This is a genomic window from Streptomyces sp. NPDC005262 (assembly GCF_042872425.1).
Classification (GTDB): domain Bacteria; phylum Actinomycetota; class Actinomycetes; order Streptomycetales; family Streptomycetaceae; genus Streptomyces.
In genome coordinates this window covers 873,766-892,103 of sequence record NZ_JBIAKK010000001.1, presented here as the reverse complement: position 1 = coordinate 892,103, position 18,338 = coordinate 873,766, and the positions used below count along the sequence as shown (strand labels likewise).

32 protein-coding genes are annotated in these 18,338 nt (G+C 65.8%); 31 read left to right on the top strand and 1 reads right to left on the bottom strand.

The genetic code is table 11. The features are described from left to right. Window positions 1–210: 210 nt before the first annotated feature. Window positions 211–669 (bottom strand): GNAT family N-acetyltransferase, encoded by a 459-nt coding sequence (locus ACFYP5_RS04000; RefSeq protein WP_389030130.1) that lies wholly within the window; start codon window positions 667–669, stop codon window positions 211–213. Between the two features lie 542 nt (window positions 670–1,211). Between ACFYP5_RS04000 and rpsJ the strand changes: the two genes are divergently transcribed. The 31 genes from rpsJ (at window position 1,212) to rplQ (ending at window position 18,305) form a co-directional block, all read left to right on the top strand. Beyond that, a complete protein-coding gene (gene rpsJ / locus ACFYP5_RS03995; protein WP_003948644.1) occupies window positions 1,212–1,520 on the top strand; it encodes a 30S ribosomal protein S10 in 309 nt (102 codons plus the stop codon). 13 nt (window positions 1,521–1,533) lie between these two features. Next, window positions 1,534–2,178, top strand: coding sequence for a 50S ribosomal protein L3 (gene rplC / locus ACFYP5_RS03990; RefSeq protein ID WP_030914132.1), 645 nt, complete (start codon window positions 1,534–1,536; stop codon window positions 2,176–2,178). A gap of 4 nt (window positions 2,179–2,182) precedes the next feature. Then, on the top strand, window positions 2,183–2,833 hold the full coding sequence (gene rplD, locus ACFYP5_RS03985; RefSeq protein ID WP_030914133.1) for a 50S ribosomal protein L4: 651 nt from the start codon (window positions 2,183–2,185) through the stop codon (window positions 2,831–2,833). Beyond that, complete coding sequence (gene rplW, locus ACFYP5_RS03980) at window positions 2,833–3,156, top strand: 50S ribosomal protein L23 (protein ID WP_030914135.1); 324 nt, start codon at window positions 2,833–2,835, stop codon at window positions 3,154–3,156. Before rplD ends, rplW begins: the two co-directional genes overlap by 1 nt. Window positions 3,157–3,196: 40 nt before the next feature. Next, window positions 3,197–4,033: a 50S ribosomal protein L2 gene (gene rplB, locus ACFYP5_RS03975; protein ID WP_030914137.1), complete on the top strand. Its 837-nt coding sequence runs from the start codon at window positions 3,197–3,199 to the stop codon at window positions 4,031–4,033. 12 nt (window positions 4,034–4,045) lie between these two features. Then, entirely contained in the window at window positions 4,046–4,327 is a 282-nt protein-coding gene (gene rpsS / locus ACFYP5_RS03970; RefSeq protein WP_389030128.1) for a 30S ribosomal protein S19, read from the top strand. A gap of 40 nt (window positions 4,328–4,367) precedes the next feature. Beyond that, on the top strand, window positions 4,368–4,715 hold the full coding sequence (gene rplV / locus ACFYP5_RS03965) for a 50S ribosomal protein L22 (protein WP_004571827.1): 348 nt from the start codon (window positions 4,368–4,370) through the stop codon (window positions 4,713–4,715). Beyond that, window positions 4,715–5,551, top strand: coding sequence for a 30S ribosomal protein S3 (gene rpsC / locus ACFYP5_RS03960; protein WP_030914139.1), 837 nt, complete (start codon window positions 4,715–4,717; stop codon window positions 5,549–5,551). The genes rplV and rpsC overlap by 1 nt, the downstream gene beginning before the upstream one ends. Window positions 5,552–5,556: 5 nt before the next feature. Then, on the top strand, window positions 5,557–5,976 hold the full coding sequence (rplP, locus tag ACFYP5_RS03955) for a 50S ribosomal protein L16 (RefSeq protein ID WP_014047785.1): 420 nt from the start codon (window positions 5,557–5,559) through the stop codon (window positions 5,974–5,976). Then, entirely contained in the window at window positions 5,976–6,200 is a 225-nt protein-coding gene (rpmC, locus tag ACFYP5_RS03950; protein WP_015035581.1) for a 50S ribosomal protein L29, read from the top strand. Before rplP ends, rpmC begins: the two co-directional genes overlap by 1 nt. Then, complete coding sequence (rpsQ, locus tag ACFYP5_RS03945) at window positions 6,200–6,484, top strand: 30S ribosomal protein S17 (RefSeq protein ID WP_030914142.1); 285 nt, start codon at window positions 6,200–6,202, stop codon at window positions 6,482–6,484. Before rpmC ends, rpsQ begins: the two co-directional genes overlap by 1 nt. A gap of 106 nt (window positions 6,485–6,590) precedes the next feature. Beyond that, window positions 6,591–6,959, top strand: coding sequence for a 50S ribosomal protein L14 (gene rplN / locus ACFYP5_RS03940; protein ID WP_003966950.1), 369 nt, complete (start codon window positions 6,591–6,593; stop codon window positions 6,957–6,959). A gap of 2 nt (window positions 6,960–6,961) precedes the next feature. Continuing rightward, window positions 6,962–7,285, top strand: a complete 324-nt coding sequence (rplX, locus tag ACFYP5_RS03935) for a 50S ribosomal protein L24 (protein ID WP_003966949.1) — start codon at window positions 6,962–6,964, stop codon at window positions 7,283–7,285. Beyond that, entirely contained in the window at window positions 7,285–7,842 is a 558-nt protein-coding gene (gene rplE, locus ACFYP5_RS03930) for a 50S ribosomal protein L5 (protein WP_006126888.1), read from the top strand. Before rplX ends, rplE begins: the two co-directional genes overlap by 1 nt. A 2-nt stretch (window positions 7,843–7,844) precedes the next feature. Beyond that, entirely contained in the window at window positions 7,845–8,030 is a 186-nt protein-coding gene (locus tag ACFYP5_RS03925; protein ID WP_003948630.1) for a type Z 30S ribosomal protein S14, read from the top strand. Window positions 8,031–8,254: 224 nt separating this feature from the next. Continuing rightward, the gene (rpsH, locus tag ACFYP5_RS03920; protein WP_005313538.1) at window positions 8,255–8,653 is read left to right on the top strand and encodes a 30S ribosomal protein S8; all 399 of its coding nucleotides are present in this window, start codon (window positions 8,255–8,257) and stop codon (window positions 8,651–8,653) included. A 21-nt stretch (window positions 8,654–8,674) separates the two neighbouring features. Further along, on the top strand, window positions 8,675–9,214 hold the full coding sequence (rplF, locus tag ACFYP5_RS03915; protein ID WP_030914145.1) for a 50S ribosomal protein L6: 540 nt from the start codon (window positions 8,675–8,677) through the stop codon (window positions 9,212–9,214). A 2-nt stretch (window positions 9,215–9,216) separates the two neighbouring features. Continuing rightward, entirely contained in the window at window positions 9,217–9,600 is a 384-nt protein-coding gene (gene rplR, locus ACFYP5_RS03910; protein ID WP_030914149.1) for a 50S ribosomal protein L18, read from the top strand. A 47-nt stretch (window positions 9,601–9,647) separates the two neighbouring features. Further along, complete coding sequence (gene rpsE, locus ACFYP5_RS03905; protein ID WP_030914151.1) at window positions 9,648–10,253, top strand: 30S ribosomal protein S5; 606 nt, start codon at window positions 9,648–9,650, stop codon at window positions 10,251–10,253. Continuing rightward, entirely contained in the window at window positions 10,253–10,435 is a 183-nt protein-coding gene (gene rpmD / locus ACFYP5_RS03900; RefSeq protein WP_018550611.1) for a 50S ribosomal protein L30, read from the top strand. The genes rpsE and rpmD overlap by 1 nt, the downstream gene beginning before the upstream one ends. A gap of 1 nt (window position 10,436) precedes the next feature. Further along, a complete protein-coding gene (gene rplO / locus ACFYP5_RS03895) occupies window positions 10,437–10,892 on the top strand; it encodes a 50S ribosomal protein L15 (RefSeq protein WP_037688017.1) in 456 nt (151 codons plus the stop codon). A 223-nt stretch (window positions 10,893–11,115) separates the two neighbouring features. After that, complete coding sequence (secY, locus tag ACFYP5_RS03890; protein ID WP_030914158.1) at window positions 11,116–12,435, top strand: preprotein translocase subunit SecY; 1,320 nt, start codon at window positions 11,116–11,118, stop codon at window positions 12,433–12,435. Then, on the top strand, window positions 12,435–13,094 hold the full coding sequence (locus ACFYP5_RS03885; protein ID WP_389030125.1) for an adenylate kinase: 660 nt from the start codon (window positions 12,435–12,437) through the stop codon (window positions 13,092–13,094). Before secY ends, ACFYP5_RS03885 begins: the two co-directional genes overlap by 1 nt. Before the next feature lie 138 nt (window positions 13,095–13,232). After that, complete coding sequence (map, locus tag ACFYP5_RS03880; RefSeq protein ID WP_389030123.1) at window positions 13,233–14,069, top strand: type I methionyl aminopeptidase; 837 nt, start codon at window positions 13,233–13,235, stop codon at window positions 14,067–14,069. 290 nt (window positions 14,070–14,359) lie between these two features. After that, the gene (gene infA, locus ACFYP5_RS03875; protein ID WP_003956442.1) at window positions 14,360–14,581 is read left to right on the top strand and encodes a translation initiation factor IF-1; all 222 of its coding nucleotides are present in this window, start codon (window positions 14,360–14,362) and stop codon (window positions 14,579–14,581) included. Between the two features lie 60 nt (window positions 14,582–14,641). After that, window positions 14,642–14,755, top strand: coding sequence for a 50S ribosomal protein L36 (gene rpmJ, locus ACFYP5_RS03870; protein WP_003956441.1), 114 nt, complete (start codon window positions 14,642–14,644; stop codon window positions 14,753–14,755). A gap of 197 nt (window positions 14,756–14,952) precedes the next feature. Then, a complete protein-coding gene (rpsM, locus tag ACFYP5_RS03865; RefSeq protein WP_389030120.1) occupies window positions 14,953–15,333 on the top strand; it encodes a 30S ribosomal protein S13 in 381 nt (126 codons plus the stop codon). A 105-nt stretch (window positions 15,334–15,438) separates the two neighbouring features. Then, on the top strand, window positions 15,439–15,843 hold the full coding sequence (gene rpsK, locus ACFYP5_RS03860; protein ID WP_006376016.1) for a 30S ribosomal protein S11: 405 nt from the start codon (window positions 15,439–15,441) through the stop codon (window positions 15,841–15,843). Between the two features lie 29 nt (window positions 15,844–15,872). Further along, window positions 15,873–16,499 (top strand): 30S ribosomal protein S4, encoded by a 627-nt coding sequence (rpsD, locus tag ACFYP5_RS03855; RefSeq protein ID WP_030914174.1) that lies wholly within the window; start codon window positions 15,873–15,875, stop codon window positions 16,497–16,499. Between the two features lie 109 nt (window positions 16,500–16,608). Next, window positions 16,609–17,631 carry a DNA-directed RNA polymerase subunit alpha gene (locus ACFYP5_RS03850; protein WP_030914177.1) on the top strand — a complete coding sequence of 341 codons (1,023 nt, stop codon included), beginning with the start codon at window positions 16,609–16,611 and terminating at the stop codon, window positions 17,629–17,631. 179 nt (window positions 17,632–17,810) lie between these two features. Next, a complete protein-coding gene (rplQ, locus tag ACFYP5_RS03845; RefSeq protein WP_030914180.1) occupies window positions 17,811–18,305 on the top strand; it encodes a 50S ribosomal protein L17 in 495 nt (164 codons plus the stop codon). Window positions 18,306–18,338: the final 33 nt, after the last annotated feature.

The following is an 18,338-nucleotide window of genomic DNA, read 5'->3' as shown; positions in this document are numbered from 1 at the left end:
GTACGGAACAGGCGCCGACTCCCGTCAGGGCGGCCGCGGCGGCGGCCCGGACGACGCTGCGCCGCCGTACCCCGCCACTGCCGCACTCAAGGCTGGATCGATCCGTCACGCGCCGCACTCCGTCCGCTCATCACGTCCGAGCGGCGGGTCGGGTGCCGCTTCCCGCGGCAGATTAGACGGCGATCGGGGCGGCGACGGCGCGTGTCGCGGCTACACGCCGGAGCGGCGCACCAGATAGACATCGATCGGGTCCTCGTGCTCCAGCGTGAACCCGTGACGTTCGTACAGCCGACGGGCCGCGCTGCCCTGCAGGACGTCGAGGCGGACGTCCGCCCCGTCCGCGTCGGCGCGCTCCAGCAGAGCTCGCAGGACGGCTGAGCCGATCCCCTGGCCATGGAGAACGGGGGACAGGTAGAAGTTCTCCACCCACCAGCCGTTCTCGACCGGACGCATGGTGACGCAGCCGGCGAACTCGCCGTCCGCAAGGATGACCGAGGTGTGCTCGGGCGCGAAGATGTCCCGCAGCCGTTGCCGTACGCGATGTTCGTCGTACCGGCCTAGGCGTTCCAGATCCGGGCGCATGACGAGGGCCCGGAGTTCGGTCATGGCCTCGAGGTCCGCCGGTTCCGCCGGGCGCAGCGTCCAGGCCGGCTTGATGATCGTATTCATGACCGGAGTATTCCAGCGGCCCTGCGGCAGGCCGGAGCGGATCCGGTGACCGGCGTCCTGCGTGCTGTTGGTCACGGTGGCGGGCCGGCCCCGAATGGCCGTGTCCGGACCTGTCGGCATCGCCGCAGCTCCCCGGTGACGTCCGGCCGCGTTTGACCAGTCGGCCACGGGGGGTAAGATCCTCCGCCCGATTGGCCAGCGCCGTGCCGCATATGGCACACTGACCAGGTTGCTCGGTTGAGTGTCAATGCTGCACGCCTCCCGCCGGGAGGACCGGAAGCGAGTCCCACAGTACTCGTCGGCCCCATGCGGGCCGGACGTACGGGAATCTTCCGGGAAGTGACAGTGGGGCGCCGACCAGGCACCCGGTGGGTGTTCCGCCCCCGGTTCCGCGGTCCTACGGCCCGCACCCCCTTGGTTGGGAATTCCTCCGGGAGTTCTGCGTAGAGGGGATGCGACACGCCCGACCGCGTGGGTCGGAGGTGGAGTTACGAGAGCCCTCGGGTTCCAGAGCGTTTCGAGAGACAGGACTACTAGTAGCCATGGCGGGACAGAAGATCCGCATCCGGCTCAAGGCCTACGACCACGAGGTCATCGACTCCTCGGCGAAGAAGATCGTCGAGACGGTGACCCGCACTGGTGCGTCGGTCGCAGGCCCGGTGCCGCTGCCCACTGAGAAGAACGTGTACTGCGTCATCAAGTCGCCGCACAAGTACAAGGACTCGCGCGAGCACTTCGAGATGCGCACGCACAAGCGCCTCATCGACATTCTCGACCCCACGCCGAAGACGGTTGACTCGCTGATGCGTCTCGACCTGCCGGCCGGCGTCGACATCGAGATCAAGCTCTGAGGTGACGCGCGAGATGGCTAAGAACATTAAGGGCGTCCTGGGCGAGAAGCTCGGCATGACCCAGGTCTGGGACGAGAACAACCGGGTTGTCCCGGTGACCGTCGTCAAGGCCGGGCCCTGCGTCGTCACCCAGGTCCGCACCAACGACAGCGACGGCTACGAGTCGGTCCAGATCGCCTTCGGCGAGATCGACCCGCGCAAGGTGAACAAGCCCCTCAAGGGCCACTTCGCCAAGGCCGACGTGACCCCGCGCCGCCACCTGGTGGAGCTCCGCACCCCTGACGCCAGCGAGTACACGCTGGGCCAGGAGGTCACTGCCGCAGTGTTCGAGTCCGGCGTCAAGGTTGACGTCACGGGCAAGAGCAAGGGCAAGGGCTTCGCCGGTGTGATGAAGCGCCACAACTTCAAGGGTGGCAAGGCGTCCCACGGTGCCCACCGTGTGCACCGCATGCCCGGCTCCATCGGTGGCTGTGCCACCCCCGGCCGTGTCTTCAAGGGCATGCGCATGGCGGGTCGCATGGGCAACGAGCGCGTCACCACCCAGAACCTGACCATCCACGCGGTTGACGCGGAGAAGGGTCTGCTCCTCATCAAGGGCGCAGTCCCCGGTCCGAACGGCGGCCTCGTCCTGGTCCGTACCGCGGCCAAGGGGGCTTGAGGTAATGAGCACCATTGACATCCTTTCGCCGGCAGGCGACAAGGCCGGTACCGTCGAGCTCCCCGCGGAGATCTTCGACGCGAAGACCAGCGTTCCGCTGATCCACCAGGTCGTTGTCGCTCAGCTGGCTGCTGCCCGTCAGGGCACGCACAAGACCAAGCGTCGCGGCGAAGTCCGTGGTGGTGGCCGCAAGCCGTACCGCCAGAAGGGCACCGGCCGCGCCCGCCAGGGTTCGACCCGTGCGCCGCAGTTCGTCGGCGGTGGCGTCGTCCACGGCCCGCAGCCGCGTGACTACTCGCAGCGCACCCCGAAGAAGATGAAGGCCGCCGCCCTGCGCGGTGCCCTCTCCGACCGGGCACGCCACTCCCGTATCCACGTCGTCACCGGCGTGGTCGACGGTGCAGTCTCCACGAAGGCCGCCAAGACGCTGTTCGGCAAGATCTCGGAGCGCAAGAACCTGCTCCTGGTCGTCGACCGCGCCGACGAGGCCGCGTGGCTGTCCGCCCGCAACCTGCCCCAGGTGCACATCCTGGAGCCGGGCCAGCTCAACACGTACGACGTGATCGTCTCCGACGACGTGGTCTTCACCCAGGCCGCTTTCGAGTCCTTCGTGTCTGGCCCCAAGGCCGATGAGACCGAAGGGAGCGACGCCTGATGAGCGAGGCGACCGTAACCAGCAAGACCTTCACGGACCCGCGCGACGTTCTCGTCAAGCCGGTCGTTTCCGAGAAGAGCTACGCGCTGCTCGACGAGAACAAGTACACGTTCATCGTCGCGCCCGGCTCCAACAAGACCCAGATCAAGCAGGCCGTGGAAGCGGTCTTCTCGGTCAAGGTCACCGGGGTCAACACGATCAACCGGCAGGGTAAGCGCAAGCGCACCAAGACCGGTTTCGGCAAGCGCGCCGACACGAAGCGCGCCATCGTGACCCTCGCCGAGGGCGACCGTATCGACATCTTCGGCGGTCCGACCGCCTAAGGGCGGTCTGGATCGTCCGAAATCGGACGAGGACTGAGAAATGGGTATCCGCAAGTACAAGCCGACGACCCCGGGCCGTCGTGGCTCCAGCGTCGCCGACTTTGTCGAGATCACGCGGTCCACGCCGGAGAAGTCGCTGGTCCGCCCCCTGCACAGCAAGGGCGGCCGTAACAACGCCGGTCGTGTGACCGTTCGCCACCAGGGCGGTGGCCACAAGCGCGCCTACCGAGTGATCGACTTCCGTCGTCACGACAAGGACGGCGTGCCGGCCAAGGTCGCGCACATCGAGTACGACCCGAACCGCACCGCGCGCATCGCGCTCCTGCACTACGCGGACGGCGAGAAGCGCTACATCATCGCGCCGCGTGGACTGTCGCAGGGCGACCGTGTCGAGAACGGCCCGGCCGCCGACATCAAGCCCGGTAACAACCTGGCGCTGCGCAACATCCCGGTCGGTACGACCATCCACGCCATCGAGCTGCGGCCCGGCGGCGGCGCGAAGTTCGCCCGTTCCGCGGGTGCCTCCGTGCAGCTGCTGGCGAAGGAGGGCACCATGGCCCACCTTCGTATGCCGTCGGGTGAAATCCGCCTGGTCGACGCCCGCTGCCGCGCCACGATCGGCGAGGTCGGCAACGCCGAGCAGTCGAACATCAACTGGGGCAAGGCCGGCCGCATGCGCTGGAAGGGCGTTCGCCCGACCGTCCGCGGTGTCGCGATGAACCCGGTTGACCACCCGCACGGTGGTGGTGAAGGCAAGACCTCCGGTGGTCGCCACCCGGTCTCGCCGTGGGGTCAGAAGGAGGGTCGTACTCGCTCGCCGAAGAAGGCATCGAGCAAGTACATCGTCCGCCGCCGCAAGACGAACAAGAAGCGCTAGGAGCGGGTTTAGATGCCGCGCAGTCTCAAGAAGGGGCCCTTCGTCGACGGCCACCTCATCAAGAAGGTGGACGTACAGAACGAGGCAGGCACCAAGAACGTCATCAAGACCTGGTCCCGTCGCTCGATGGTCGTCCCGGCCATGCTGGGTCACACCATCGCGGTGCACAACGGCAAGATTCACGTCCCGGTGTTCGTCACCGAGTCGATGGTCGGCCACAAGCTCGGCGAGTTCTCGCCGACTCGCACCTTCCGCGGCCACGTCAAGGACGACCGGAAGTCGAAGCGCCGCTAACGCGGGGTGACTGACTATGACTTACACCGAAGGGACAACCATGGAAGCCAGGGCCCAGGCGCGGTACATCCGCGTCACGCCCATGAAGGCCCGCCGCGTGGTGGACCTCATCCGTGGCATGGATGCCACGGAGGCTCAGGCGGTCCTGCGTTTCGCCCCGCAGGCCGCGAGCGTGCCGGTTGGCAAGGTGCTTGACAGCGCCATCGCCAACGCTGCACACAACTACGACCACACCGACGCCTCTTCGCTGGTCATCAGCGAGGCGTACGTGGACGAGGGCCCGACCCTGAAGCGGTTCCGTCCGCGTGCTCAGGGCCGTGCCTACCGGATCCGTAAGCGGACCAGCCACATCACCGTGGTCGTCAGCAGCAAGGAAGGAACCCGGTAATGGGCCAGAAGGTAAACCCGCACGGGTTCCGGCTCGGCATTACCACGGACTTCAAGTCCCGTTGGTACGCCGACAAGCTGTACAAGGACTACGTCAAGGAAGACGTCGCCATTCGTCGCATGATGACGAAGGGCATGGAGCGGGCCGGCATCTCGAAGGTTGAGATCGAGCGCACCCGCGACCGCGTCCGCGTTGACATCCACACCGCCCGCCCGGGCATCGTCATCGGTCGCCGTGGCGCCGAGGCCGACCGCATCCGTGGCGAGCTGGAGAAGCTGACCGGCAAGCAGGTCCAGCTGAACATCCTCGAGGTCAAGAACCCCGAGGTGGACGCTCAGCTGGTGGCCCAGGCCGTCGCCGAGCAGCTCTCCTCCCGCGTCTCCTTCCGTCGTGCCATGCGTAAGAGCATGCAGAGCTCGATGAAGGCCGGCGCCAAGGGCATCAAGATCCAGTGCGGTGGCCGCCTCGGCGGCGCCGAGATGTCCCGCTCGGAGTTCTACCGCGAGGGCCGTGTGCCCCTGCACACGCTCCGTGCGAACGTCGACTACGGCTTCTTCGAGGCCAAGACGACCTTCGGCCGCATCGGTGTGAAGGTCTGGATCTACAAGGGCGACGTCAAGAACATCGCCGAGGTCCGCGCCGAGAACGCTGCTGCCCGCGCTGGCAACCGCCCGGCCCGTGGCGGCGCTGACCGCCCGGCCGGCCGTGGTGGCCGCGGTGGCGAGCGTGGCGGTCGCGGTCGCAAGCCGCAGCAGTCCGCGCCGGCAGCCGAGGCCCCCAAGGCCGAGGCTCCCGCCGCCGCTGCTCCGGCTGAGAGCACCGGAACGGAGGCCTGACCGAAATGCTGATCCCCCGTAGGGTCAAGCACCGCAAGCAGCACCACCCGAAGCGCAGCGGTATGTCCAAGGGTGGCACGCAGGTTGCGTTCGGCGAGTACGGCATCCAGGCGCTGACCCCGGCGTATGTGACGAACCGCCAGATCGAGGCAGCTCGTATCGCGATGACCCGCCACATCAAGCGTGGCGGCAAGGTCTGGATCAACATCTACCCGGACCGCCCCCTGACGAAGAAGCCTGCCGAGACCCGCATGGGTTCCGGTAAGGGTTCTCCCGAGTGGTGGATCGCGAACGTCAAGCCCGGTCGGGTGATGTTCGAGCTGTCCTACCCGAACGAGAAGATTGCTCGTGAGGCGCTTACCCGCGCTGCTCACAAGCTTCCGATGAAGTGCCGGATCGTTCGGCGCGAGGCAGGTGAGTCGTGATGTCGGCCGGTACCAAGGCGTCCGAGCTGCGCGAGCTGGGCAACGAGGAGCTCCTCAACAAGCTCCGCGAGGCCAAGGAAGAGCTGTTCAATCTCCGCTTCCAGGCGGCGACCGGTCAGCTCGAGAACCACGGCCGGCTCAAGTCCGTCCGTAAGGACATCGCCCGGATCTACACCCTGATGCGCGAGCGCGAGCTGGGCATCGAGACGGTGGAGAGCGCCTGATGAGCGAGAAGACTGTGACTGAGACGAACACCGACCGCGGTTTCCGCAAGACCCGTGAGGGTCTGGTCGTCAGCGACAAGATGGACAAGACCGTCGTCGTCGCTGTCGAGGACCGTGTCAAGCACGCGCTGTACGGCAAGGTCATCCGCCGTACGAACAAGCTCAAGGCGCACGACGAGCAGAACGCCGCCGGCGTCGGCGACCGTGTCCTCCTCATGGAGACCCGGCCGCTGTCCGCCTCGAAGCGGTGGCGCGTCGTCGAGATCCTCGAGAAGGCCAAGTAATTCCTGAGGGGCACTCCCCTCAGGCAAGTTCCGCCAGGCTCGGTGGGGTTCGCACCCGATCAGGTTCGAACCCCGCCGGGAACCGGCAGACGATCAGGAGATAGACGTGATCCAGCAGGAGTCGCGACTTCGCGTCGCCGACAACACGGGTGCGAAGGAAATCCTCACCATCCGTGTTCTCGGTGGTTCGGGTCGCCGCTACGCGGGCATCGGTGACGTCATCGTCGCCACCGTCAAGGACGCGATCCCCGGTGGCAACGTGAAGAAGGGTGACGTCGTCAAGGCCGTCATCGTTCGCACCGTCAAGGAGCGTCGTCGTCAGGATGGCTCGTACATCCGCTTCGACGAGAACGCCGCCGTCATTCTGAAGAACGACGGCGACCCCCGCGGCACCCGTATCTTCGGCCCGGTGGGCCGTGAGCTGCGCGAGAAGAAGTTCATGAAGATCATCTCGCTCGCGCCGGAGGTGCTGTAAGCATGAAGATCAAGAAGGGCGACCTGGTTCAGGTCATCACCGGTAAGGACAAGGGCAAGCAGGGCAAGGTCATCGTGGCCTACCCCGCTCAGGACCGCGTCCTCGTCGAGGGTGTCAACCGGGTCAAGAAGCACACCAAGGCCGGTCAGACGGCTCGCGGTTCGCAGACCGGCGGCATCGTGACCACCGAGGCCCCGATTCACGTCAGCAACGTGCAGCTGGTCGTGGAGAAGGACGGCAACAAGGTCGTCACCCGCGTCGGCTACCGCTTTGACGACGAGGGCAACAAGATCCGCGTTGCCAAGCGGACCGGTGAGGACATCTGATGACTGCCACCACTGCGCCGCGTCTGAAGACGCGCTACCGCGAGGAAATCGCCGGCAAGCTGCGTGAGGAGTTCTCGTACGAGAACGTCATGCAGGTTCCCGGTCTGGTCAAGATCGTGGTCAACATGGGTGTGGGCGACGCCGCCCGCGACTCCAAGCTGATCGATGGCGCCGTGCGCGACCTCACCACGATCACCGGCCAGAAGCCGGCCGTCACCAAGGCCCGCAAGTCCATCGCGCAGTTCAAGCTGCGTGAGGGTCAGCCGATCGGCTGCCACGTCACCCTTCGTGGTGACCGGATGTGGGAGTTCCTGGACCGTACGCTGTCGCTCGCGCTGCCGCGTATCCGTGACTTCCGTGGCCTGTCGCCGAAGCAGTTCGACGGCCGTGGCAACTACACCTTCGGTCTCACGGAGCAGGTCATGTTCCACGAGATCGACCAGGACAAGATCGACCGGGTCCGGGGCATGGACATCACCGTGGTCACCACGGCGACCAATGACGACGAGGGTCGTGCCCTCCTTCGTCACCTCGGCTTCCCGTTCAAGGAGAACTGACCGTGGCGAAGAAGGCTCTGATCGCTAAGGCCGCCCGTAAGCCGAAGTTCGGCGTTCGCGGGTACACCCGCTGCCAGCGCTGCGGCCGGCCCCACTCCGTCTACCGCAAGTTCGGCCTGTGCCGCGTGTGCCTTCGTGAGATGGCTCACCGTGGCGAGCTGCCGGGCGTGACCAAGAGTTCCTGGTAATTCTTCTTCGCCCTCCGGGCGTTGGGAATTGACGGAAGCTCTCGGTAAGCATCTGGTCGGCAGGAGCCCGGCCTCACATGCCGTAGGCTTGTGGGGTTGGGCGCCTGCCGCCCAAGACCGACTTACTACGCCGTAGGTCCCCGCACCGCACCCGTCCCGCCACTGAGTGGGGAGAGGGATGGCGCATACAGGAAACCCCGGCGAGAGAGGCCGAAGGCCAATTCATGACCATGACTGATCCCATCGCAGACATGCTCACGCGTCTGCGTAACGCGAACTCGGCGTACCACGACTCCGTCGTGATGCCGCACAGCAAGATCAAGTCGCACATCGCGGAGATCCTCCAGCAGGAGGGCTTCATCACCGGCTGGAAGGTCGAGGACGCCGAGGTCGGCAAGAACCTCGTCCTCGAGCTGAAGTTCGGCCCGAACCGCGAGCGCTCGATCGCCGGCATCAAGCGAATCTCGAAGCCGGGTCTGCGTGTATACGCAAAGTCCACCAACCTGCCGAAGGTCCTCGGCGGCCTGGGCGTGGCGATCATCTCCACGTCCCACGGTCTCCTGACCGGCCAGCAGGCTCAGAAGAAGGGCGTAGGTGGGGAAGTCCTCGCCTACGTCTGGTAGTCGGGAACGGAGGAATAGCTCATGTCGCGAATCGGCAAGCTCCCCATCCAGGTTCCCGCCGGTGTGGACGTCACCATCGATGGCCGCACGGTCGCGGTGAAGGGCCCCAAGGGCACCCTCTCGCACACCGTTGCGTCGCCGATCGAGGTCACCAAGGGTGAGGACGGCGTCCTGAACGTCGTCCGCCCGAACGACGAGCGTCAGAACAAGGCCCTTCACGGCCTGTCCCGCACGCTGGTGGCGAACATGATCACCGGTGTGACCCAGGGATACACCAAGGCGCTCGAGATCAGTGGTGTCGGTTACCGAGTCCAGGCGAAGGGCTCCAACCTGGAGTTCGCCCTGGGCTACAGCCACCCGATCCTGATCGAGGCCCCGGAGGGCATCACCTTCAAGGTGGAGTCCCCCACGAAGTTCTCCGTCGAGGGCATCGACAAGCAGAAGGTCGGCGAGACCGCGGCCAAGATCCGCAAGCTGCGGAAGCCTGACCCGTACAAGGCCAAGGGCGTCAAGTACGCCGGCGAGGTCATCCGCCGCAAGGTCGGAAAGGCTGGTAAGTAGCCATGGCATACGGCGTAAAGATCGCCAAGGGTGACGCGTACAAGCGCGCTGCCCTCAAGCGTCGCCACATTCGCGTCCGCAAGCACATCTCCGGTTCGCCGGAGCGTCCCCGCTTGGTCGTGACGCGTTCCAACCGCCACATGGTCGCTCAGGTGATCGACGACATCGCGGGCCACACGCTCGCGTCGGCGTCGACCCTGGACGTGTCCATCCGTGGTGGCGAGGGTGACAAGAGCGCCCAGGCCAAGCAGGTCGGCGCCCTGGTCGCCGAGCGTGCCAAGGCTGCAGGCGTCGAGGCCGTCGTGTTTGACCGCGGTGGCAACCAGTACGCCGGGCGGATTGCCGCTCTGGCTGACGCCGCCCGTGAAGCCGGGCTGAAGTTCTAAGCCCCGGTTCCTACGCACAGCGGACGTAACAGAGAGAGGTAAATCCAATGGCTGGACCCCAGCGCCGCGGAAGCGGTGCCGGTGGCGGCGAGCGGCGGGACCGGAAGGGCCGTGACGGCGGCGCAGCTGCCGCCGAGAAGACCGCGTACGTTGAGCGCGTTGTCGCGATCAACCGCGTCGCCAAGGTTGTGAAGGGTGGTCGTCGCTTCAGCTTCACCGCGCTGGTCGTGGTGGGCGATGGTGACGGCACCGTCGGTGTCGGTTACGGCAAGGCCAAGGAAGTTCCCGCGGCCATTGCCAAGGGCGTGGAAGAAGCCAAGAAGAACTTCTTCAAGGTTCCGCGTATCCAGGGCACCATTCCTCACCCGATCCAGGGCGAGAAGGCTGCGGGCGTCGTCCTGCTGAAGCCTGCTTCCCCCGGTACCGGTGTTATCGCCGGTGGCCCGGTGCGCGCCGTTCTGGAGTGCGCCGGCGTTCACGACATCCTGTCGAAGTCGCTCGGCTCCGACAACGCGATCAACATCGTGCACGCGACCGTGGCGGCCCTCAAGGGCCTGCAGCGTCCCGAGGAGATCGCGGCTCGCCGTGGTCTGCCCCTCGAGGACGTCGCCCCCGCGGCTCTGCTTCGTGCACGTGCGGGAGCGGGTGCGTAATGGCTCGCCTCAAGATCACGCAGACGAAGTCGTACATCGGTAGCAAGCAGAACCACCGCGACACCCTTCGTTCGCTCGGGCTCAAGCGCCTGCACGACGTGGTTGTCAAGGAGGACCGCCCCGAGTTCCGCGGAATGGTGCACACCGTCCGCCACCTCGTGACGGTTGAGGAGGTCGACTGACATGGCGGAGAACAACCCGCTGAAGGCCCACGACCTCCGGCCTGCCCCGGGCGCCAAGACCGCCAAGACCCGTGTGGGTCGTGGTGAGGCGTCCAAGGGTAAGACCGCTGGCCGTGGTACCAAGGGCACGAAGGCCCGCTACCAGGTTCCGGAGCGCTTCGAGGGTGGCCAGATGCCCCTCCACATGCGTCTCCCGAAGCTCAAGGGCTTCAAGAACCCGTTCCGCACCGAGTACCAGGTCGTGAACCTGGACAAGCTCGCGACGCTCTACCCCGAGGGTGGAGAGGTCACCGTGGCCGACCTGGTCGCCAAGGGTGCGGTGCGCAACAACCACCTCGTCAAGGTCCTCGGACAGGGCGAGATCTCCGTGGCGCTGCAGGTTTCGGTTGACGCCGTCTCCGGCTCCGCCAAGGAGAAGATTGCCGCCGCCGGCGGCACCGTCACTGAGCTCGTCTGAGACAACTCGGACAACTCGATGGCCTGAACATCCGACCGGGGATGCCTCTTATTTGGGGCATCCCCGGTTGGTCGTTCCTAGGGGGGCATGGTCGCCGGTAAGGTGGCCAGCACTGTTGCTGTGGTAACCCCTGGGCACACGCCCGGGAATCTTTGACTGTTACGTATTCGTCGATCCTCAAGACCGTCACCTCTCGCTCTGCGCGGGGGTCGCAGGAGGCACCGTGCTCACCGCGTTCGCCCGGGCGTTCAAGACGCCCGACCTGCGCAAGAAGCTGCTCTTCACGCTCGGCATCATCGTGCTCTACCGGCTCGGGGCGCACATCCCGGTACCGGGAGTGAGCTACGAGAACGTCCAGACCTGTGTTGACCAGGCAAGTAAGGGCAACAACAGCCTCTTCGGCCTGGTGAACATGTTCAGCGGTGGTGCACTGCTGCAGATCACGATCTTCGCGCTCGGCATCATGCCGTACATCACGGCCAGCATCATTCTTCAGCTGCTGACCGTGGTCATTCCCCGACTCGAGGCGCTCAAGAAGGAGGGGCAGTCCGGCCAGGCCAAGATCACGCAGTACACGCGTTATCTGACCGTCGCGCTCGCCATCCTCCAGGGCACCGGCCTGGTGGCCACCGCCACCAGCGGCGCGCTGTTCAGCGGCTGCCCGGTCGCCGACCAGATCGTCCCGAACCACTCCATCTTCACGACCATCGTCATGGTGGTCACGATGACCGCGGGCACCGCAGCCGTCATGTGGCTCGGTGAGCTCATCACCGACCGCGGTATCGGCAACGGCATGTCGATCCTGATGTTCATCTCGATCGCCGCCAGCTTCCCCGGCGCCCTGTGGGCCATCAAGCAGAGCGGCAAGCTGGCCGATGGCTGGATCGAGTTCGGCACCGTCATCCTGGTCGGCTTCGTGATGGTGGCCCTCGTGGTCTTCGTCGAGCAGGCCCAGCGCCGGATTCCGGTGCAGTACGCGAAGCGCATGATCGGCCGCAGGTCCTACGGGGGTACGTCCACGTACATCCCGCTGAAGGTGAATCAGGCGGGTGTGATTCCCGTCATCTTCGCTTCTTCGCTGCTCTACATCCCGGCCCTGATCGTCCAGTTCTCCAACTCCACGGCGGGCTGGGCCACATGGATCAAGGATCACTTCGTCAAGGGCGACCACCCGTACTACATCACGGCGTACTTCCTGTTGATCGTCTTCTTCGCCTTCTTCTATGTGGCGATTTCGTTCAACCCCGAGGAAGTCGCCGACAACATGAAGAAGTATGGTGGCTTCATCCCGGGTATCCGGGCTGGTCGACCTACTGCCGAGTACCTGAGCTACGTGCTCAACAGGATTACTTGGCCGGGCTCGCTGTACCTGGGTCTGATCGCTCTGGTGCCGACGATGGCGTTGGCAGGCTTCGGTGGCGCTAACCAGAACTTCCCGTTCGGCGGGACGAGCATCCTCATCATCGTGGGTGTGGGTCTGGAGACCGTGAAGCAGATTGAGAGTCAGCTCCAGCAGCGCAATTACGAAGGGTTCCTCCGCTGATGCGAATCGTCCTCGTCGGGCCGCCCGGTGCCGGCAAGGGAACGCAGGCTGCGTACCTTGCCAAGAACCTGTCGATTCCGCAGATCTCCACGGGCGACCTCTTCCGCGCCAACATCAGCCAGGGCACTGACCTTGGCAAGCAGGCCCGCGCCTACATGGACGCAGGCCAGCTGGTGCCGGACGAGGTCACCATCGGGATGGCCAAGGACCGCATGGCCCAGCCGGACGCCGCGAACGGCTTCCTCCTCGACGGCTTCCCCCGCAACGTGGGACAGGCCGAGGCCCTTGACGCGATGCTCAAGGACGAGGACACCAAGCTGGACGCGGTCCTGGACCTGGAGGTCCCCGAGGACGAGGTGGTCAAGCGCATTGCCGGCCGCCGCATCTGCCGGAACGACGGTTCGCACGTCTTCCACGTCACGTACAACCAGCCGAAGACCGAGGGTGTCTGCGACATCTGCGGCGGCGAGCTGTACCAGCGCGACGACGACACCGAGGACACGGTTCGTACCCGGCTCGAGGTCTACCACACGCAGACCGAGCCGATCATCGACTACTACCGGTCCCAGGGCCTGGTGGTCACGATCTCCGCGCTCGGCAAGGTCACGGACGTGACCGAGCGGGCGATGGAGGCCCTCGACAAGTCCGGCGAGGACTGAGGAAGCACTCGTAGTAGCTGTACAGCCGGCCGCGGCGTCCTTGGGCGCCGCGGCCGGCTCTGTTCGCGCCGTATCGTGGAGTACGCCGCAGCACCCGTCACCCTTCGATACCCGTCCGATGCAGAGAGGCGCCGCGTAATGGTGCAGATCAAGACCCCTGAGCAGATCGCGAAGATGCGTGAGGCAGGGCTGGTGGTCGCTGCCATTCACGCGGCCACGCGGGAAGCGGCGGTGCCCGGTGCCACCACCCAGGACCTGGACCAGGTCGCGCGCAAGGTGATCGCCGACCACGGTGCGAAGTCGAACTTCCTCGGGTACGGCGGGTTCCCCGCGACCATCTGCACCTCGGTCAACGAGGTCGTCGTCCACGGCATCCCGGACGACAAGACCGTCCTCAAGGACGGCGACATCATCTCCATCGACGCCGGCGCGATCGTCGACGGCTGGCACGGCGACGCCGCGTACACCGCGTTCGTCGGCACCGGTCACGCTCCGGAGCTCATCGAGCTCTCCCGGGTGACCGAGGAGTCCATGTGGGCCGGGATCGCCGCGATGAAGGTGAACAACCGCCTCGTCGACATCTCGAAGGCGATCGAGTCCTATATCCGCCGCCAGCCCCGCCCGGCCACCGGCAAGTACGGGATCATCGAGGACTACGGTGGCCACGGCATCGGCACCGAGATGCACATGGACCCGCACCTGCTGAACTATGTCGCGCGCAAGCGCGGCAAGGGCATCAAGCTCGTGCCCGGAGTCTGCCTGGCGATCGAGCCGATGGTCTCGCTCGGTACGGCGCAGACCGAGGTACTCCAGGACGACTGGACGGTCATCACGACGGACGGCACGTGGTCCTCCCACTGGGAGCACTCGATCGCCCTCACCGAGGAGGGCCCCCTGGTCCTGACGGCCCCCGACTGCGGCCGCGCGAAGCTCGCGCAGTACGGCGTCGAGGCCGCGCCGGACCCGCTGGGCTGATCGCTCAGCCGGCGGACGGAGTCCGGCGCAGCCGGCCGAAGCCTGTGAGGCGCCCCGGCGCCGAGCCCGCGAGGGCTGCGTGGAGGAGGGTCCGGCTTCGAAGCCGCGCCGGACCCGCTGGGCCGAGAACCCGTGTCCCGGCAGGTCTAAGGATCTACTCTGGTGGGCAAACTTGACGGATTCGTCTTTTGGGGTCCGCTGACGTAGACTGACTCGTCGGCTCTCGTGCATCCGTGTGTCCACATACGGGGCAGAGGGTCGATCAAGGTAGCCGATTCGAAAGGCGAAGCGTGGCCAAGAAGCAAGGTGCCATCGAAATTGAGGGCACCGTGATCGAGTCCCTCCCGAACGCCATGTTCAAGGTGGAACTCCAGAACGGTCACAAGGTCCTCGCGCACATCTCCGGCAAGATGCGGATGCACTACATCCGAATCCTCCCGGACGACCGGGTCGTGGTGGAGCTCTCTCCGTACGACCTGACGCGTGGCCGGATCGTCTACCGATACAAGTAGATCTTGCTCACGCCCTGTTTCGGCAGGGCGGTGGCACTGACCCGGAGAACCTGACATCCCATGAAGGTCAAGCCGAGCGTCAAGAAGATCTGCGACAAGTGCAAGGTGATCCGCCGTCACGGTCGGGTCATGGTCATTTGCGACAACCTGCGCCACAAGCAGCGCCAGGGCTGACGCACGACCCCCTGCATCTCGCAGTACTTCGCGCGACGCACGTAATACGTACATACGCAGAGCCCGTCCAAGCCACGGCTGACGACACCTCCGGCGGGGGCCGGAGACCCGGACGTACCACCTCTCCTTCCACGGAGCGGTCGGCGGTCGGGAGTGGCACTGCGGAAGACCCCCGAAATAACAACTGGAGCCATTGAATGGCACGCGTTTCAGGTGTTGACATCCCGCGCGAAAAGCGCGTGGAGGTCGCCCTCACCTACGTCTTCGGTATCGGGCGCACCCGGTCCAAGGAGATCCTTGCCACCACGGGTGTGAACCCGAACACCCGCGTTCGTGACCTGGCCGAAGAGGACCTGGTCAAGATCCGCGAGTACGTGGACGCCAACCTCCGCACCGAGGGTGACCTCCGCCGCGAGATCCAGGCCGACATCCGCCGCAAGGTCGAGATCGGCTCCTACCAGGGTCTGCGTCACCGTCGTGGCCTTCCGGTCCACGGCCAGCGCACCAGCACGAACGCTCGTACCCGCAAGGGCCCGCGTCGCGCGATCGCCGGTAAGAAGAAGCCGGGCAAGAAGTAGTCCTCAGCGGACGCACTGCGGCAGTCCGGATCCCCGGGCCGTTGCAGCATCCAGCGGTCTTCGCTGTAGGACCGATCACCTCCCCTCTCCATCTGGAGTCAAGACATGCCCCCCAAGGGTCGTCAGGGCGCAGCCAAGAAGGTGCGTCGCAAGGAAAAGAAGAACGTCGCTCACGGCCACGCGCACATCAAGAGCACGTTCAACAACACGATCGTCTCGATCACGGACCCCGCGGGCAACGTGATCTCCTGGGCCTCCGCCGGACACGTCGGCTTCAAGGGCTCGCGCAAGTCCACCCCCTTCGCCGCGCAGATGGCCGCCGAGTCGGCCGCCCGCCGCGCGCAGGAGCACGGCATGCGCAAGGTCGACGTCTTCGTGAAGGGTCCGGGCTCCGGCCGCGAGACCGCGATCCGCTCCCTCCAGGCCACGGGCCTCGAGGTCGGTTCGATCCAGGACGTCACCCCCACTCCGCACAACGGATGCCGGCCGCCCAAGCGCCGTCGCGTCTGACGCACTGAAGCAACGGAGACAACTGGAAAATGGCGCGATACACCGGGGCCGACTGCAAGCGTTGCCGTCGGGAGAAGCAGAAGCTGTTCCTTAAGGGCAGCAAGTGCGAGAGCGCGAAGTGCCCGATCGAGATCCGTCCTTACCCCCCGGGTGAGCACGGACGCGGGCGCACCAAGGACAGCGAGTACCTTCTTCAGCTTCGTGAGAAGCAGAAGTGCTCGCGGATCTACGGTGTCCTTGAAAAGCAGTTCGTGAACTACTACAAGGAAGCGAACCAGAAGTCCGGCAAGACCGGTGAGAACCTTCTGCGCATCCTTGAGACCCGCCTCGACAACGTGGTCTACCGGGCCGGCTTCGCCAAGTCCCGCGACCACGCCCGTCAGCTGGTGCGTCACGGACACATCGCCGTGAACGGCACGAAGACCGACATTCCGTCGGCCCGCGTCGCCGCGAACGACGTCATCGAGGTCCGCCAGAAGTCCAAGGCCCTGACCCCCTTCCAGGTGGCCCAGGCCGAGGCCGGCGAGCGCACCGTTCCGGCATGGCTCGAAGCCGTGCCGTCGACGATGCGGATCCTCGTGCACTCCCTGCCCGAGCGCCAGGTGATCGACACCCAGGTGCAGGAGCAGCTGATCGTCGAGCTCTACTCCAAGTAGGAGAGCTCGTGGGTCCGGGCGGTACGGCTCTTTCGGGTCGTGCCGCCCGTACCCTTGTCAGTATCTGGGGGCGTCAAATAGTGGGCGCCCACGACTGAAGGATCCAAGCATGCTTATCGCTCAGCGTCCCTCGCTGACCGAAGAGGTCGTTGACGAGTTCCGCTCCCGGTTCGTGATCGAGCCGCTGGAGCCGGGCTTCGGCTACACCCTCGGTAACTCTCTCCGCCGTACGCTCCTCTCCTCGATCCCCGGCGCTGCTGTCACCAGCATCCGGATCGACGGTGTCCTGCACGAGTTCACCACCGTGCCGGGCGTCAAGGAGGACGTCACCGACCTCATCCTCAACATCAAGCAGCTGGTCGTCTCCTCGGAGCACGACGAGCCGGTCGTGATGTACCTGCGCAAGCAGGGTCCCGGCCTGGTCACCGCTGCTGACATCGCCCCGCCGGCCGGTGTCGAGGTCCACAACCCGGACCTGGTCCTGGCCACGCTGAACAGCAAGGGCAAGCTGGAGATGGAGCTGACCGTCGAGCGCGGTCGCGGCTACGTCTCCGCCGTCCAGAACAAGCAGGCGGGCCAGGAGATCGGCCGTATCCCGGTCGACTCCATCTACTCGCCGGTGCTCAAGGTCACGTACAAGGTCGAGGCGACCCGTGTCGAGCAGCGCACCGACTTCGACAAGCTGATCGTCGACGTCGAGACCAAGCAGGCCATGCGTCCCCGTGACGCCATGGCGTCGGCCGGTAAGACCCTGGTCGAGCTGTTCGGCCTGGCGCGCGAGCTCAACATCGATGCCGAGGGCATCGACATGGGCCCGTCCCCGACGGACGCCGCGCTCGCCGCCGATCTGGCGCTGCCGATCGAGGAGCTCGAGCTCACGGTCCGTTCGTACAACTGCCTCAAGCGTGAGGGCATCCACTCCGTGGGTGAGCTCGTCGCTCGTTCCGAGGCCGACCTGCTCGACATCCGCAACTTCGGTGCGAAGTCGATCGACGAGGTCAAGGCGAAGCTGGCCGGTATGGGCCTGGCGCTCAAGGACAGCCCGCCCGGATTCGACCCGACCGCCGCTGCCGACGCCTTCGGCGCCGACGACGACGCGGACGCGGGCTTCGTCGAGACCGAGCAGTACTAGTACGCCTCCGGTCGGTGCGTCCGGATTTCCGGGCGCCCCGACCGGGGTGAGGCTCCGGCCTCGATCGCCGGACGGGCTCGATGAGCCCCGACGGCCCATGATCTTCCGTGAGGCGGCCGCTTCACGGGAACTGACACCGGTACCTGATACGGCCGGTGCAGCACACAAGGAGAAACACCATGCCGCGTCCCGCAAAGGGTGCCCGTCTGGGCGGCAGCGCCGCGCACGAGAAGCTTCTTCTCAACAACCTCGCGAAGTCGCTGTTCGAGCACGGCCGCATCACGACGACCGAGGCCAAGGCCCGCCGCCTGCGTCCGGTCGCCGAGCGTTTCATCACCAAGGCGAAGAAGGGCGACATCCACAACCGTCGCCTCGTTCTGCAGTCGATCACGGACAAGGGCATCGTGCACACGCTCTTCACCGAGATCGCCCCGCGCTACGAGAACCGCCCCGGTGGTTACACGCGCATCACCAAGATCGGCAACCGTCGTGGCGACAACGCCCCGATGGCCGTCATCGAGCTGGTCGAGGCGCTGACCGTGGCGCAGCAGGCCACCGGTGAGGCCGAGGCCGCGACCAAGCGTGCGGTCAAGGAAGACTCCCTCAAGAAGGACGCGGCCCCGGCCGAGTCCACCGAGGACGCCGCTCCGGCGGAGGAGTCCAAGGACGCCTGAGCGTTCTGAGACCACTGGACGGGCCCGCACCAC